This is a genomic window from Pseudomonas paralactis, assembly GCF_001439735.1.
GTDB classification, from domain to species: Bacteria; Pseudomonadota; Gammaproteobacteria; order Pseudomonadales; family Pseudomonadaceae; genus Aquipseudomonas; species Aquipseudomonas paralactis.
In genome coordinates this window covers 66,406-82,234 of record NZ_JYLN01000007.1, presented here as the reverse complement: position 1 = coordinate 82,234, position 15,829 = coordinate 66,406, and the positions used below count along the sequence as shown (strand labels likewise).

The window sequence follows — 15,829 nt, the reverse complement described above, 5'->3', positions numbered from 1 at the left end:
CCATTGCGATGCAACGAATGGCGCGCACGCCCCTCATATGCTTACGAGTAACCTTTAACCACCACAGGTATCGAGCTTATGACCGCGGCGAATAACGATCATGTGAACTGGCTGGTGCAACAGTCCATGCTGCACGCGGCGCGGCAGCGGGCCAGGCTCTACTGCGGGCAAGGGCGCTTGTGGCAGCAGCCCTACGCGCAGACCCGGCCGCGTGATGCGTCAGCCTTGTCGTCGGTATGGTTCACCGCCTACCCAGCCTCGATTGTCACCCGCGAAGGTGGCACTGTGCTCGAAGCGCTGGGGGATGAAACCCTGTGGCACGCCTTGTCGAAGATCGGCATTCAGGGCATTCACAACGGCCCCCTGAAGAAATCCGGCGGCCTGTCCGGCACCCGGCATACCCCGACCATCGACGGCAATTTCGACCGCATCAGCTTCGACATCGACCCCCAACTGGGCACCGAGGCGCAGTTGCAGGCATTGACGCGCATGGCCGCCGCGCACAATGCGGTGATCATCGACGATGTGATCCCGTCCCATACCGGCAAGGGCGCGGACTTTCGCCTGGCGGAGATGGCCTATGAGGACTATCCGGGGCTCTACCACATGGTGGAAATCCGTGAGGAAGACTGGTCGTTGCTGCCGGATGTCGCCGAAGGCCGCGATGCACAGAACCTCAGCCCGCAACAGGTGGATGCGCTGCGCGACAAGCACTACATCGTCGGCCAGTTGCAGCGGGTGATCTTTTTCGAACCGGGGGTAAAGGAAACTGACTGGAGCGCCACGCCGCAAGTGGTCGGCGTAGACGGCAAACCACGGCGTTGGGTGTACCTGCATTACTTCAAGGAAGGCCAGCCGTCGCTCAATTGGCTGGATCCCTCGTTCGCGGCTCAGCAGATGATCATCGGCGACGCGCTGCATGCCATTGACGTGATGGGCGCGAAGATCCTGCGCCTGGACGCCAACGGGTTTCTCGGTGTAGAGCGCAAGTTGGACGGTACGGCCTGGTCGGAAAGCCACCCGCTGTCGATCACCGGCAACCAGTTACTCGGCGGGGCGATTCGCAAGGCCGGTGGTTTCAGCTTCCAGGAACTCAACCTGACTGTGGATGACATTGCCTCCATGTCCCACGGCGGCGCCGACCTGTCCTATGATTTCATCACCCGGCCTGCCTACCAGCACGCGTTGTTGATGGGCGACACAGAATTTCTGCGCCTGATGCTGCGCCAGATGCACACGCTGGGTATCGACCCAGGCTCGCTGATCCACGCGCTACAGAACCACGATGAACTGACCCTGGAACTGGTGCACTTCTGGACGCTGCACGCCCACGACAGCTTCATGTTCCAGGGGCAGACCTTCCCCGGCAACATCCTGCGCGAGCATATCCGCGAGCAGATGTACGAACGCCTGACCGGCGAACATGCGCCGTACAACCTCAAGTTCGTGACCAACGGCGTGTCCTGCACCACGGTCAGCATCATCACTGCCGCCTTGGGCATTCGTGACCTTGAGGCGATTACTGCTGCGGATATCCAGCAGATTCGCCAGATCCATTTACTGCTGGTGATGTACAACGCCATGCAGCCTGGCGTGTTTGCGTTATCCGGCTGGGACCTGGTGGGCGCACTGCCGTTGGCGGCCGAAGACGTCGCGCACTTGATGGCCGATGGCGATACCCGCTGGATACACCGCGGCGCCTACGACCTGGTGGACCTGAACCCCGACGCCGAGCTCTCGGCCGGGCAGATGCCGCGCTCCAAAAGCCTGTATGGCAGCCTGAACCACCAGTTGCAGGACCCGGATTCATTCGCCTCGCAATTGCAGAAAATCCTCAGCGTACGCCGCGCCTACGACATCGCCGCGAGCCGCCAGATCCTGATACCGGATGTCGAGCATCCAGGTTTGCTGGTTATGGTCCATGAACTGCCGGCGGGTAAGGGGACGCAGATCACCGCGCTGAACTTCGGTGCCACGCCGATCACCGAATCCCTGCACCTGCCTAACATTGCGCCCGGGCCGGTGGTCGACATCATCAATGAGCGCGTGGAGGGTGATCTGACTGCCGAAGGTGAGTTCACCATCACCCTGGATGCGTATGAGGGCTTGGCGCTACGGGTGGTAAGCAGTACACCGATGCTTTAGGCAAAAGCAGTATTGAACGGTGCGTGTCGGCGCGAGCCTTGAGTGTTTTGTTGTTTTGAGCTGGACAAGGTGATGGCAAGTGGCTAGCTTCGCCATCACACCTTTCCATCAGGACGTTTCACATGACATTGAAGTTGCGTAACCGTGTGTTCGAATTGCTGCAAGAAGCTCCTGGTACACGTTGGACGCCTAGTGAGCTGGCATTGGAGCTTTTTCGACTCTATCCCGTTGAGTGTCAGGAAAAAAAAGCGCGCAGCAAGGCCATCGAAACTGACGATGCGTTGGTATCTCAAATAGCCCGTGAAATATACGGTTCTCGCGGTCGCTGGGAGGACAATTATTCCCAGGTGCAATCCGAAGGGGAGAACCCCCGCCGTCTCTATTGGGATGACACCTTGCCCGCACTTGCGCCCGGCACTCAGGTTTCACCCTCGGTAGCCGCTGAAAAAGTGGCGCTTAACCGGATTCTGTTTGGTCCGCCGGGCACGGGTAAAACGTATTCCACCATCGAGGCCGCGCTGGAAGTGCTCGACCCGCAGTTTCTCGCCGAGCAACGCTTGAACAGCCCGGCTGATGATGAGCTGCACCACTCCCTGAAAACCCGCATCGATGAGCTGGATCGGGAAGGGCGTATTCGCTTCGTCACCTTTCACCAGAGCTTCAGTTACGAAGACTTCGTTGAAGGCTTGCGTGCAGTCAGCAACGACAATGGTCAAATTGAGTACCCGGTCGAGCCGGGTGTTTTCAAACGTTTGTGTGACCAGGCGCGTACCAGTTCTGCCAACGCCGGCACCAGTAGCAACCCGCGCATCTGGAAAATTTCCATCAACGGCAGCTGGGGAAGCCCCGAGTTGAGTTACTGCCTGGAACATGGCGAAGCGCGTATCGGTTGGGTGGGCGCCGGAGATCTGAAAGCCGAAAACAACACGCCTTATTACGACCAGCTCAGTAGCCAGAGCAAAGGCACCTTGAGCTCTTTTGCAAAGGAAATTCAGCCGGGTGATGTTCTGGTGTGTATTCATTCTGCGGAGTTGATCTCGGCCGTCGGCGTGGTGACCGGCGAGTATCGCTATGAGGCAAACCCGCCGAGCATCGTGCGTGAGTATCCGCAGGTATTGCCGGTGAACTGGCTGTATCGCGATCTTGAACTTTCAGTTCTGCCCATTAATGGCGACAAGTTATTTACGCGCAAAACCGTATACCCACTGGATCGCTTCAACTGGAGCGACCTGCTGGGTTATCTGCACAAGTCTGACGCCAAGCCGATCAAGCCTTTCGAGCAAGCGGATGGAGTACGCAAACCTCATGTTCTTGTGATCGATGAAATCAACCGGGGCAACATCTCGCGTATTTTCGGCGAACTGATCAGCCTGATCGAGCCGAGCAAGCGTGAGCGCTTGAATGCTGAATCGAATGAGGCATTGAGCGTCCAACTGCCGTACTCGAAAAAGCCCTTCAGCGTCCCCGACAACGTTTACCTTATCGGCACGATGAATACGGCGGATCGCTCCCTGGCTTCGATGGATATTGCCCTGCGCCGTCGTTTCAATTTCATCGAAATGCCGCCCAAGCCCGGTCTGCTCGAAGGCATTTTTGTCAACGATGGCGCTGATTCCACATCTGAAGCCGGGGTGGACATCAAGCAACTGTTGAGCACAATGAATCAACGTATCGAGGTTTTGCTCGATCGCGATCATTGCCTGGGACACGCTTACTTCCTGCCGTTGCGCCACGAGCCGAGCCTGGCGCTGTTGGCGTCTATCTTTCGCCAGCAAATTCTGCCACTGCTGCAAGAGTACTTCTTCGAGGACTGGCAGCGCATTCACTGGGTGCTGAACGACCACAATAAGGAAGAGGACGATCAGTTCGTCCAGGAAGTGACAATAGACTTCCTGCAATTGTTTGGCGAAAAAGGGCCGGTAGACTCACGTACCCAACGTTGGAAGCTGAACGAGTGTGCATTTGATCGCATCCAGGCCTATAAGGCGATCAGCAGGATCTCCCGTTGAATCCTACCGTCACGGTCCGCGAATACGCGCGGCTGACTACTGAGGCGATCGAGTCGGGGCTGGACCGTGCGCAAATTTCTCCCTCAGCTTTCAAGTGGCTATGTGACCTGAACGACTCCTTCACCAAGGCAGGGACGGCGTTAGCGCAGATAGAAGGCCAATGTTGGCTGAAATTGGATAACTTTGTCGGCGTGCTGGAGAGCCCCTGCGGTATGCGGTTGGAGATATTGCCCAAGCATTTTGAGCAAGGCGATTGTGTTGAGCTCAATCGTAAATTGCTGTGCAAGATGATTCAGGCAGCTTTTAACCTCAAAACCCGTCGCGTGGGCCCTGCGGACTTGATGCTGTTCGATGCGCCACTTAGCGAGTGGGTGATGCTTCAGTTCTTGCTGGAACTGGACCACTTGGTCAAGCGCGGGCTGCGCTTTGACTACCATCGCCTTGAAGAGGAGCAGCGTTATCTGCGTGGCCAACTGGATATTGTCAGGCAGATTCGTCAGCCACCGGGCCGTCAGCATCAGTTTCAACTGCGCCATGATGTCTTTCTGCCGGACCGTCCAGAGAATCGCTTGCTGATGCTGGCCTTGCAGAAAGTCTGCCAGGCGACGCAACAACCGGACAGCTGGCGCCTGGCTCATGAGTTGCGGGGGCTGTTGCAGGAGTTGCCTGCCAGCCGCAACCTGAAAGCTGATTTGAAGCTGTGGCGCAATGACCGTTTGATGGCCCATTACCAACCGGTTAAGCCTTGGTGTGAACTGGTCCTGGGGGAGGGGATGCCCACTGCAGTGTCGGGCAATTGGCATGGAATCAGTTTGTTGTACCCGATGGAAAAACTGTTTGAGCGGTATGTCGAAGTCTGTATTCGCAGGACGTTACCGGATTGCGCAACGATGCAACGGCAGGTCAAGCAAGAATTTCTGTGTCGGCATAACGACGACGGTATGTTCCCACTCAAACCTGACATGCTCATCACACAGAACAGTCAACGCTGGGTGCTGGACACCAAATGGAAACGCCTGGATCAGCGCACAAACAAGTACGGCTTGAGCCAAACGGACTTCTATCAGTTGTTCGCTTATGGCCAGCACTATTTGAAAGACCAGCCGCAGGGCGAAATGTTGCTCATCTATCCTTACAAGGCGAGCTTTGATCAGCCACTTGACCCTTTCCGTTTCTCGGCGCAATTACAGTTATGGGTGGTGCCTTTTGACCTGGAGTCAGGTGCGCTGGTCGACAGGCACCCCGAGCCGCTGCCTTTGTGGAAGGATAGCCACACTTCGCGGCGATAGTGATGCATTCACCAGCGCCCAGGGCCCGGTTGCTTCGTGTTGTTTACTGAAAAAACCGCATCAAAGAATCAATGGTGTTTGTTCTTGTGCTTATGCTTGTTGCCTTTGTGCCTGGCGCCGCCTGAACGGTGATTGCTCTCGTCATCCGCCAGATTATTACCCAACGCGCCACCTGCGGCGCCGCCAACGCCCGCGCCGATGGTCGAACCGGTGGTGCCGCCCAGGCGATTGCCAATCAGCGAACCACCTGCCGAGCCCAAACCGCCGCCAATTGCCGCTTCGGTCTTGTTGCCTTTCTGCGCGCCAACCGCACTACCGGCCGCGCCACCCACGCCTGCACCGATGGCCGCACCGGTCGACCCACCGAGCTGTTGGCCGACCACATTGCCCAGCGCGCCACCGACACCGCCGCCCAGGGCAGCAGTGCCATCGCCAGCGGCCAGGGCCCCTTGGGAAATCAGGATGCCCAATGCCAGGGCAGGGAATGTCATTTTCATTTTTGTACCTCAAGGGCTGTCTCAGGCGCTCACGGGTTAAAGCACGCCTGATATTCTGATTAGAGCACACGCCGTGACACTGCGGTTCTTGTGACGGTGATCGGCGCAAGATAAAAATTTTTTTCAGCCCTCTTGAATTCCTTTTCAGCGTCCATAGATTTTTGAACACGCGATGCCGAACGCGGGTCGCGTACTAAATCACTTGGAGAAACTCAGGAGATTTTAAAATGGCTACTACCCTTTCGTTGGCCCCACTGTTCCGTCAATCGGTGGGCTTTGATCGCTTCAACGACCTGTTCGAGTCGGCGCTTCGCAGCGAGGCTCCCAATTCCTATCCACCTCACAACGTGGAAAAGCACGGTGATGACGCGTATCGGATTGTCATCGCGGTTGCCGGCCTGACGGAGGAGGACTTGGATATCCAGGTCGAAAGGGGCGTCTTGACGGTTTCCGGCGGAAAACGCGAAACCGACGATAAGGTCGCTTACCTGCACCAGGGCATTGCTCAACGTGCCTTCCGTTTGTCGTTCCGCCTGGCGGACCATATCGAAGTGCGCGGCGCTGCCTTGACCAATGGCTTGCTGAGCATCGACCTGCTGCGTGAAGTGCCTGAAGAGGCCAAGCCAAAACGCATCACGATCGGTGGCGATGCCAAGCCCGAGCTGCGTCAGGTAAGCGTGCAGTGATGTAATCGGCGGTAAAAAGGCGCTCTACGGAGCGCCTTTTTTGTGCGTGCTAAACCTCGCCCTCGGCCGCAAACAACTTCCTGGCCTCGGCAAAACACTTTTCGGCAATCGCCGAGCGCGGTTCGGTCTTGCGCATCACCATGCCCAGGGGCGCGAGTACGCTGGCGTCCGGGAGGTTGATGAATGCCAGGTTCTCAATCGGGCTTTCCAGGCCGCTGTCCAACGGCATGATCGCGCAGCAGAAGCCTTCGTGGATCGCCTGGAACAGTTGATAGGTGGAATCGCTTTCCAGAATGGGCTGCGGATCCAGGCCACGGCTGCGGAAGCTCAGGTCGATGGATTTTCGGTAGTGCATACCGTTGCTGATCATCCCCAGCGGCAGTTTGGCGGCCTCTTCCCAGCTCATTTCGCTGCCTTCGAATTGGAAGTGGCGGGTGTCGTAGAGCAGCCCGACACGGGTCTCGCCCATTTCGAAAAATTCCAGGTAGTTGGCGTTGACGTGGTCCAGGTAACACACGCCCAGGTCCAGCTGGTTGGTGCCCAGGGCTTCGATGATCCTGTCCGAACTCATGGAGGTGAGGCTGAACTTGAGTTCCGGAAAGGTGTTGGACAAGTCCTGAATGAAACGGATCGGGTTGAAGCCGCTCAGGGGCACCAGGCCCAGGCGCAGGTTACCGACCAGTTGACCACGGCACGCGGCGGCCTCGGCAAACAGGCCGTCATGGGCGGCGAGCAGGGTCCTGGCCCAGGCCAGCACACGCTCGCCGGCCTCGGTGAAACCTTCGAAGCGTTGGCCGCGGGTGACCAGTTCCAGGCCCAGCTCATCCTCCAGGTTACGCAGGCGCATCGACAGGGTCGGCTGGGTGATGTGGCAGCGTGCGGCGGCCTGACCGAAATGGCGGGTCTGTTCCAGCGCGATCAGGAATTTGAGTTGCTTTATGTCCATTAAGGCTGCCTGGAAAGAGTGTCGGGAACGCGGTACGCGGCGAGAGCTGAGCAGATGGTCTCATTGTAACGGCTGGCACGTCCAAGCGGGCGGGTCACAGGCATCGTTCCATTTATGAGATGCAGCGGCCTGATTCAGCCACTACCTAACCCTGAACCTGATGACTAAGGTGGCTCCTGACTGCATCAGGTAACGCTGCAAACTTCGATGGTCACGAAGAACCGGACTCACAGCGAAAGTAAACACGCTGGGTTTTTTTACGAGGTGCCCGCTCAGGGCATCATCTTTTTTATCAGGAGTACCACAATGTCTACACCTTACGTTCGTTTGGACAAAGATAACGCCGCTGTATTGCTGGTGGACCATCAGGCTGGTCTGCTGTCGTTGGTTCGTGACATTGACCCGGACAAGTTCAAGAACAACGTGCTGGCCCTGGCTGACCTGGCCAAGTACTTCAAGCTGCCGACCATCCTCACCACCAGTTTCGAAACCGGCCCGAACGGCCCACTGGTACCCGAGCTCAAAGCGCTGTTCCCGGACGCTCCGTACATTGCCCGCCCTGGCCAGATCAATGCCTGGGACAACGAAGACTTCGTCAAGGCCATCAAGGCCACGGGCAAGAAGCAGTTGATCATTGCCGGCGTGGTGACCGAAGTGTGCGTGGCGTTCCCGGCGCTGTCGGCCCTGGCTGAAGGGTTTGAAGTATTTGTGGTGACCGATGCTTCCGGCACGTTCAACGAACTGACCCAGCAATCGGCCTGGGCCCGTATGACGGCCAATGGCGCGCAACTGATGACCTGGTTTGGCCTGGCGTGTGAGTTGCATCGCGATTGGCGCAACGATATTGAAGGCTTGGGGACGTTGTTCTCCAACCACATCCCGGATTACCGCAACCTGTTCACCAGTTACAACGCCTTGACTGAGGGCAAATAAGCCTGATGAGTGAGGCTGCCGGCTGTCGGCAGCCTCATTTTGTGCATTCGGCGGTAATCCAGTCGCAATTTGTTACTAACTGGATGCCAGAAAATTCCGCGTTGTAGGGGCAATCAGGGACAAATCCGCAGCCTGCCATTCAATTTTCATAAAAATGTAACAACCCTGCTGCACAGTTCGGGAGCCCGTCACCACAACGAGTTCCTTTTAATGAAAAGCTTGATGAAGTCCGCAGCACTCGCCGTTACGGTATCTCTGTGTGCCTCCTCCATGACCTTCGCCGCCGAGAACGTGCGCCTCACCGGTTCCGGCGCCAGCTTCCCTGCACCGATCTACCTCACCTGGTTCAAGGACTTCAGCAAGAAGACCGCTGGCGTTACCGTGGATTATCAATCCAAGGGCAGCGGCGCAGGCGTGCAGGACTTCTTGAATAAAACCGTCGATTTCGCCGCCAGTGACTCGGCCATGAAGGATGAGGACATCGCCAAGGTGGCCGAAGGCGTGCAATTGCTGCCAATGACCGCAGGTGAAATCGTGCTGGCGTATAACCTGCCGGGCAACCCCAAGGGCCTCAAGCTGCCACGCGACGTTTACTCCAATATCTTCCTGGGCAAGATCACCAAGTGGAACGACCCACAGATCGTCGCCGCCAACCCGGACCTGAAACTGACCGACATGCCGATCACTGTGGTGGTACGTGCAGACTCCAGCGGCACCACAGCGGTATTCACCAAGCACCTGGCGACCATTAACCCTGAATTCAAAACGGCGCTGGGGGAGGGCAACACCGTCAACTGGCCGGCCAGCGATAAGTTCATCAAGTCGCCCAAGAACGATGGCGTGACCGCCACCGTACGCCAGACGCCAGGCGCGATTGGCTACATTGAGTACGGCTTCGCCAAGTTGGCCAAGGTCGACTTTGCCCAGTTGCAGAACAAGGCCGGGCAGTATGTGGTGCCCAATGCCGAGAGCGGTGCCGAGGCCCTGGCAGCCGTGAAGATGCCGGAAAGCCTGGTGGCCTGGCTGCCGGACCCGGACGGCGCGAAGTCCTACCCGATCACGTCCTACACCTGGATGATCTTCCGCAAGGACAACGGTAACCCGGCCAAGGCCAAGGCCATGCGCGAAATGGTCGAATACAGCTTGACCGAGGGGCAGAAAATCGCCGACTCGATGGGCTACATCCCGCTGCCGCAATCGGTTGTCGATCAGGTGCGCAAAGCTTCCGCCAACATCCAGTAACACCCGTGAGGTCGCTCTTGGCCTGGGCTGTCAGCCAGGCCGGGAGCGTTTCCCCCCTTGTTCCGGAATTCGCCCATGATCAAACCTTTCGTCGTCCCGGTTAACCCCGATTCTGCCTGCCAGCCCCCCTCTGCAAAGGACTTCCTGGTCGATCGCACCTTCCGAGGGCTCGCGCGAATCGGGGTGGTACTGATTCTGGCGTTGGTCGCAGCCTTGGTATTCGAGGTGGGACGCAAGGCCCTTCCCGGCATGGAGAAGCACGGTTTTGACGTGCTCTTCGGTAGTGTCTGGGATGTCAACCAAGGCAAGTACGGGATCCTGCCGGCGATTTGGGGCACGCTCTATAGCGCCTTGATCGCGCTGCTGATTGCAGGGGTTTTCGGCGTCAGCATGGCAATTTTTCTCACTCAGGATTTCCTGCCGGCGAAGCTCGCCGCAGTGTTTCGCACCATCGTTGAATTGCTCGCGGCCATCCCCAGCGTGGTGTATGGGCTGTGGGGCATCTACGTGGTGATCCCGGCGATCCGGCCATTGACCACCTGGTTGAACAGCGAGCTGGGCTGGATACCGTTTTTCGGCACGTCCTTGAGCGGGCCGGGGTTGCTCCCGGCGGCGCTGGTATTGGCGATCATGATTCTGCCGACGATTGCCGCCGTGTCCCAGGACGCCCTGACCAGCGTACCGATGAAAACCAAACAGGCCGCCTATGGCATGGGCACCACCCATTGGGAGGCGATTCTCAAGGTAATGGTGCCATCCGCCGCCACCGGTATTTTCGGTTCCCTGGTGCTCGGGCTCGGTCGCGCACTGGGTGAAACCATGGCGCTGGCCATGCTGGTGGGCAACGCCAACAACATCTCACTGTCGTTGTTTGCGCCGGCCAATACCTTGGCGGCCTTGCTGGCGCTGAACTTTCCCGAAGCCGGGCCGAACGAGATCGAGGTGTTGATGTACGCCGCGCTCGTGCTGATGTTTATCACGCTGCTGGTGAACGTCATCGGTTCCATGATCATGCTCTACGCCCAGCGCGGTAACAAACAATGACTAACCTCACGTCCCCGATCACTGCGGTGCCCAGCCTGCAGCGCAAGTTCGAAGGCCGCGCGCTGCGCAGCCTGGTGTTGACCACGCTGGTCTGGCTGGGGGCGCTGATTGCCAGCGTGCCGCTGATTTCCGTGCTCTACATGCTGATCACCCGTGGCGGCGCACGCCTGAGCCTGGAAGTGTTCACCGAACTGCCGCCTACCGGCTTCGAGACCGGTGGCGGTTTCGGCAACGCCATGGCAGGTACCTTTGTGATGGTCGGCATCGCGGCTGCCATCGCGGTACCGGTCGGCATCATGGCGGCGATCTTCCTGGCCGAACTGGGGCCGGACAGCAAATTGGCGAACGCTGCGCGCTTTGCCGCCAAGATGCTCACGGGGTTGCCGTCGATTCTGGCCGGGGTATTTGCCTACGCCCTGGTGGTCATGACCACCGGAACTTACTCGGCACCGGCGGGCGGTGTAGCCCTGGCGGTACTGATGCTGCCGATCGTGGTGCTGACCGCCGAAGAGTCGATGCGCATGGTGCCCAAAATCATGAAGGACGCCGCCTACGGCATGGGCTGCACCCGCTCGCAGGTGATCTGGAAAATCATCTTGCCGACCGGCCTGCCGGCGATCCTCACCGGCGTGATGCTCGCCGTGGCCCGTGCTGCCGGTGAAACCGCGCCGCTGCTGTTTACCGCGCTGTTCAGCAACTACTGGATCTACCACGACGGCGACCTCGCGGTCATGAACCCCACGGCCTCGCTGGCGGTACTGATCTACAACTTCTCCGGCATGCCTTTCGACAACCAGCTTGAGCTCGCCTGGGCGGCCTCGTTGGTGTTGGTGATGATTGTGCTGGTTGTCAATATTGTCAGCCGTATCTTCGGCAAGCCCAAGTATTAAGAACGGGAGCATCTGAATTTTGAACGTCTCAACTGCGCAAATAGCCGCTCCGTTTGTCACCCAGTCGCCTGTGGTCATGGACTGCAAGCTGGACAGAATTTTCTACGGCAACTTCATGGCGGTGCGTGACAGCCACGTGCCGATTGAAAAAAACAAGATCACCGGCTTTATCGGCCCTTCGGGCTGCGGCAAAAGTACCGTGTTGCGCAGCCTCAACCGCATGAACGACCTCGTGAAGGGCTTTCGCTTTGAGGGCCATGTGCATTTCCTCGGCCAGGATGTATATGGCAAGGGCGTCGATCCGGTGGTGGTACGCCGCTACATCGGCATGGTGTTCCAGCAGCCCAACCCGTTTTCCATGAGCATCTTCGACAACGTCGCCTTCGGCCTGCGCCTGAACCGCTACAAGGGTGATCTGGGCGATCGCGTCAAGCACGCCCTGCAAGGCGCGGCACTGTGGGATGAGGTCAAGGACAAGCTCAAGGTCAGTGGCTTGTCGCTTTCCGGTGGCCAGCAGCAACGGTTGTGCATTGCCCGCGCTATCGCCACCGAGCCGGAAGTGCTGTTGCTCGATGAGCCGTGTTCGGCCCTGGACCCCATCGCCACCCGCCGGGTCGAGGAACTGATGGTCGAGTTGAAGAAGGATTACACCATCGCCCTGGTGACTCACAACATGCAGCAGGCCATTCGCGTAGCGGACACCACGGCGTTTTTCTCGGTGGATATTTCCCAGGGCACGCGCACGGGCTACCTGGTGGAAATGGGCGCGACCGCGCAGGTTTTCGGCAGCCCGCGTGAACAAATGACCGAGGATTACATCAGCGGCAAGTTCAGCTGAGTCCTCCATGTTCGATAACCGCCGCACCTGCGCCAACGTCTTCTCGGGAATGCCAATGCCTGCAACGCATCGTCTAGATTTGCCAGCGATTGAACGCGCCCTGCGTAAGGTGCAGAGCCGCTTTGCCCAGCTCAGCACGCAGTTTACCGAGCCGCGGGACCCGCTGACGGACGAGGTGTTGGAGAACGTGCTTGAGGGCTACGCGCTGGTTGACGACTATGTCGCCCGGGGCGTCGACCTGTTTGATCTGCATCACCTTGACCTGATGCTGGAGATCAACGCCACGGTGCTCTGCGGTCGAGACCCGGCGCGCAGGCTGGAATATGCGCAGCACCTGGCCGCTACCGAGGAGCACTTTTTCAACAACGTTGAGGGCGGCATCAAGGACTTGTTCAATTGGTACTGCGCGTACCGCAGCGAATCGGTGTGGAAGCGTGCGGCGGGTGTGTATGTACGCATCCTCAGCAAGCCGCAATTATTTATCGAAGGCAATAACCGCAGCGGGTCGTTGATCGTCAGCTACCTGCTGATGCGCGCCGGGTTGCCGCCGTTCGTGCTCACGCTGGAAAACGCCGAGGGCTACTTCAACCCCTCTTCGGTGATCCGCAACTCGGCCAAACATGGGGTGAAGGCGTTGTATGAGTTGCCAAAAATCAAGAAGAAGTACGCCGCGTTCCTGGAAGAGCAAGCGCCTGATCCAGGGGTGTTTTTCTTGAGCGACACACCGCAGCCAATCTATCAGGGAGGCCAATGATGCGCCGGTATGAAACTTTCGCAGGCAACTGCCGAACGTCCGTCAGCCGACTCGTACAAGCCTTGTCCACGCGTATGCTCGCGCGACCGCGCGTACGGATCTCGTTTGATATCGACGACACACTGGCCTGCCAACTTGATCATTCCCCCGTCGAAAGCAGCTGGTTGCCGGCCTGCGTCCATCGCTGGTGGGGCGAGCCGCTGCGTGTCGGCACTCGCTCCCTGACCCGGGAGTTACGGCGCCAGGGATGCAGCATCTGGGTTTACACCTCGTCAGGGCGGGCGCCTTCCTACATCAGGCGTTGGCTGATGCTGTACGGCATTCGTGTCGATGGGGTGGTAAACAGCGTCCTGCATAACCAGACCCTGAGCGCACGCGGGCTGTTGAACACACCTTCGAAGCTTCCGTCGGCCTTCGATATCGATTTGCATGTGGATGATTCCGAGGGCGTGCGCATTGAAGGCCATGAGCATGGCTTTCGGGTGGTCGTGGTTGACCCGCAGGATGAACAGTGGGCGCAGAGAGTGCTTGAGGCTGTCGCGGGTGTGCAGGCGCAATTGGCCAGGCAGCAAGTGCCTCGATATCAGAAGCCGGTGCGACAAGGCGCTGAAATTTTTTCTTCCTGAGATCAATGGGATGTCATGCAAAACCCCTTTGAATGCTCGTTGCCAATGAGCAGCCGCAGACAAAAAAGTCTTACCTTTCAGCGCGCTTCGCCGCGTGTTAGAGATTGAACAAACTCACACGCTTAATTGACGCCATCAAAATGACATCCTATGATCGCCCTCCATTGGTGGCTTAAGGCCACAATAGAGGGATCTAGAGAATGTGGCGTTTACCGCGTCGGACCAGGTGTCATCTGCTGTCCGCTTTTTTTTGCCTGGGCTTTGTTGGCGGGGTGCAAGCTGCCACGCCGCAGAATGCCCCAGGCATCACCGACCTGATCCGTGATCGCCAGGACCGCCTGCTTGAGGATCAGCAACGGCGAATCGAAGAGCTCAAGGATCTGCCTGGCAAATCTGCGGCGCCCGCCGCACCGGTCGCGCCTGTCGACACCCGTTGCTTCCCGATCAAAACCATCGAGCTGGGCGGCGCTGATGCGCTGACCGAAGATGAGCGCACGAGCCTTATCAAACCTTACACCGGCCAATGCCTGGGCGTACCGCAGCTCAACCAAGTGCTCAAGGTCATCACCGATCGCTATTTGGCCAAGGGCCTGGTCACCAGTCGCGCCTACCTGCTTCAGCAGGACCTTTCCAGTGGCAACCTCAAAATTCAGGTTGTCGAAGGCCGGCTGGAAAGCCTGAAGGGCGCCGAAGGCAGTGGTATCACCGACCGTCAATTGACCATGAGTTTCCCCGGCAAGCAGGGCGAGCTGCTCAACCTGCGCGAAATCGAGCAGATGGTCGATCAGTTGAATCGCTTGCCGTCGAATCAGGCGCAGATGGAGTTGGCGCCGGGCAAGGCCGTGGGTGGCAGCGATGTTCTGGTCAAAAACACACCGCAAAAGCCCTGGCGTGTCGGCCTGTCGCGGCATAACGGCGGCCAGCGCAGCACCGGTGAGCAGCAGTGGGGCGCCAGTCTCGATTGGGACAATCCGTTGGGCCTGGCTGACCAACTCTCGCTGCGCGGTGGCCACGATGCTCAAAGCGATCACCAAAAAACCTCACGCAATTCGATGCTCAGCTATAGCCTGCCGTTCGGTTGGTGGAACCTCTCGTACAGCTACATCGAAAGTGAGTACCGCTCCCAGGCCCAGGCCAACAACTTCAAGTTCAAGCAGACCGGCGACAGCCAGAATCACCAGTTGCGCCTGGAGCGGGTCATCCATCGTGATGCCTTGAGCAAGACCTCCCTGAACACCGGTATTGCCTATCTTCGTACCAACAACTTCATCGAAGACAGCAAGCTCGCCTTGAGCAGCAACCGCCTCAGTGAAGCGCAAGTGGGTGTCAACCATGGTCGGCGTATCGGCGGCTCATTTCTCAATATCGACTTGGGTATGCAAAACGGCATCGGCGCGTTCGACGCTCAGGCCAACCATGACCCCAAGCCCGGCCAGCCCGATGCGCGTTACCGCAAATACACCGCCACGGTGAGCTACCTGTACCCCTTCAAACTGTGGGGCGAGTCCCTCAGCTTCAGCAGTTTGATGACCGGCCAGCGCAGTGAAGACGTGCTGTTCAGCCCTCAGCGCATGAGCCTGGGCGGACAGTCGTCGATTCGTGGCTACAAAGACCAAATGCTGGCCGGCGACAGCGGCGGTTATTGGCGCAACGATTTGCGCTGGAGCCGGCCGGTGACCTGGGCCTGGATGCAGCCGGTATTCAGCGAATATGGCACCAGCCTCGGCTACGACCAGGGCGTCATCAGCCATGGCCGCTACAACGCCGAGCAGCACGGGCGCATGAGCAGCAACTCGGTGGAGTTGTTTGCGCGTGGCAAGAACGTCGCGGCCAGCGTGACCTTTGCGCACTCCTTGGAAAGACCGGACGCGATCACGGACCGTGAAGCACCGATCTATTTGCGCATGGATTTTTTTCTTTAAATTTTTGA

At 58.4% G+C, this 15,829-nt stretch carries 14 protein-coding genes; 12 read left to right on the top strand and 2 right to left on the bottom strand.

Going from position 1 to position 15,829, the window contains the following annotated elements; all coding sequences use genetic code 11:
* Positions 1-78 precede the first annotated feature (78 nt).
* The 3 genes from treS (at position 79) to TX23_RS18315 (ending at position 5,443) form a co-directional block, all read left to right on the top strand.
* On the top strand, positions 79-2,145 hold the full coding sequence (treS, locus tag TX23_RS18325) for a maltose alpha-D-glucosyltransferase (RefSeq protein WP_057703406.1): 2,067 nt from the start codon (positions 79-81) through the stop codon (positions 2,143-2,145).
* Positions 2,146-2,291: 146 nt separating this feature from the next.
* A complete protein-coding gene (locus tag TX23_RS18320; RefSeq protein ID WP_407071386.1) occupies positions 2,292-4,154 on the top strand; it encodes an AAA family ATPase in 1,863 nt (620 codons plus the stop codon).
* Entirely contained in the window at positions 4,151-5,443 is a 1,293-nt protein-coding gene (locus TX23_RS18315) for an McrC family protein (RefSeq protein WP_057703405.1), read from the top strand. The genes TX23_RS18320 and TX23_RS18315 overlap by 4 nt, the downstream gene beginning before the upstream one ends.
* Before the next feature lie 68 nt (positions 5,444-5,511).
* On the opposite strand, the gene TX23_RS18310 is transcribed toward TX23_RS18315, so the two are convergent.
* Entirely contained in the window at positions 5,512-5,940 is a 429-nt protein-coding gene (locus TX23_RS18310) for a glycine zipper domain-containing protein (protein ID WP_057703404.1), read from the bottom strand.
* A 227-nt stretch (positions 5,941-6,167) separates the two neighbouring features.
* Between TX23_RS18310 and TX23_RS18305 the strand changes: the two genes are divergently transcribed.
* Positions 6,168-6,626, top strand: a complete 459-nt coding sequence (locus tag TX23_RS18305) for an Hsp20 family protein (protein ID WP_057703403.1) — start codon at positions 6,168-6,170, stop codon at positions 6,624-6,626.
* A 49-nt stretch (positions 6,627-6,675) separates the two neighbouring features.
* Here TX23_RS18305 and TX23_RS18300 read toward each other — a convergent pair whose 3' ends face one another.
* On the bottom strand, positions 6,676-7,572 hold the full coding sequence (locus tag TX23_RS18300) for a LysR family transcriptional regulator (RefSeq protein WP_057703402.1): 897 nt from the start codon (positions 7,570-7,572) through the stop codon (positions 6,676-6,678).
* Between the two features lie 306 nt (positions 7,573-7,878).
* On the opposite strand from TX23_RS18300, the gene ycaC reads away from it, so the two are divergent.
* The 8 genes from ycaC (at position 7,879) to TX23_RS18260 (ending at position 15,821) form a co-directional block, all read left to right on the top strand.
* Positions 7,879-8,505, top strand: coding sequence for an isochorismate family cysteine hydrolase YcaC (gene ycaC / locus TX23_RS18295; protein WP_057703401.1), 627 nt, complete (start codon positions 7,879-7,881; stop codon positions 8,503-8,505).
* Between the two features lie 210 nt (positions 8,506-8,715).
* A complete protein-coding gene (pstS, locus tag TX23_RS18290; RefSeq protein WP_057703400.1) occupies positions 8,716-9,747 on the top strand; it encodes a phosphate ABC transporter substrate-binding protein PstS in 1,032 nt (343 codons plus the stop codon).
* Positions 9,748-9,822: 75 nt separating this feature from the next.
* Positions 9,823-10,791, top strand: coding sequence for a phosphate ABC transporter permease subunit PstC (gene pstC / locus TX23_RS18285; protein WP_057703399.1), 969 nt, complete (start codon positions 9,823-9,825; stop codon positions 10,789-10,791).
* The gene (gene pstA / locus TX23_RS18280; protein ID WP_057703398.1) at positions 10,788-11,681 is read left to right on the top strand and encodes a phosphate ABC transporter permease PstA; all 894 of its coding nucleotides are present in this window, start codon (positions 10,788-10,790) and stop codon (positions 11,679-11,681) included. The genes pstC and pstA overlap by 4 nt, the downstream gene beginning before the upstream one ends.
* A gap of 76 nt (positions 11,682-11,757) precedes the next feature.
* Positions 11,758-12,519 (top strand): phosphate ABC transporter ATP-binding protein PstB, encoded by a 762-nt coding sequence (pstB, locus tag TX23_RS18275; RefSeq protein ID WP_233102297.1) that lies wholly within the window; start codon positions 11,758-11,760, stop codon positions 12,517-12,519.
* A gap of 55 nt (positions 12,520-12,574) precedes the next feature.
* On the top strand, positions 12,575-13,273 hold the full coding sequence (locus TX23_RS18270; RefSeq protein WP_057703396.1) for a hypothetical protein: 699 nt from the start codon (positions 12,575-12,577) through the stop codon (positions 13,271-13,273).
* Entirely contained in the window at positions 13,273-13,899 is a 627-nt protein-coding gene (locus TX23_RS18265; RefSeq protein ID WP_057703395.1) for a hypothetical protein, read from the top strand. Before TX23_RS18270 ends, TX23_RS18265 begins: the two co-directional genes overlap by 1 nt.
* A 200-nt stretch (positions 13,900-14,099) precedes the next feature.
* The gene (locus tag TX23_RS18260) at positions 14,100-15,821 is read left to right on the top strand and encodes a ShlB/FhaC/HecB family hemolysin secretion/activation protein (RefSeq protein WP_082629652.1); all 1,722 of its coding nucleotides are present in this window, start codon (positions 14,100-14,102) and stop codon (positions 15,819-15,821) included.
* Positions 15,822-15,829: the final 8 nt, after the last annotated feature.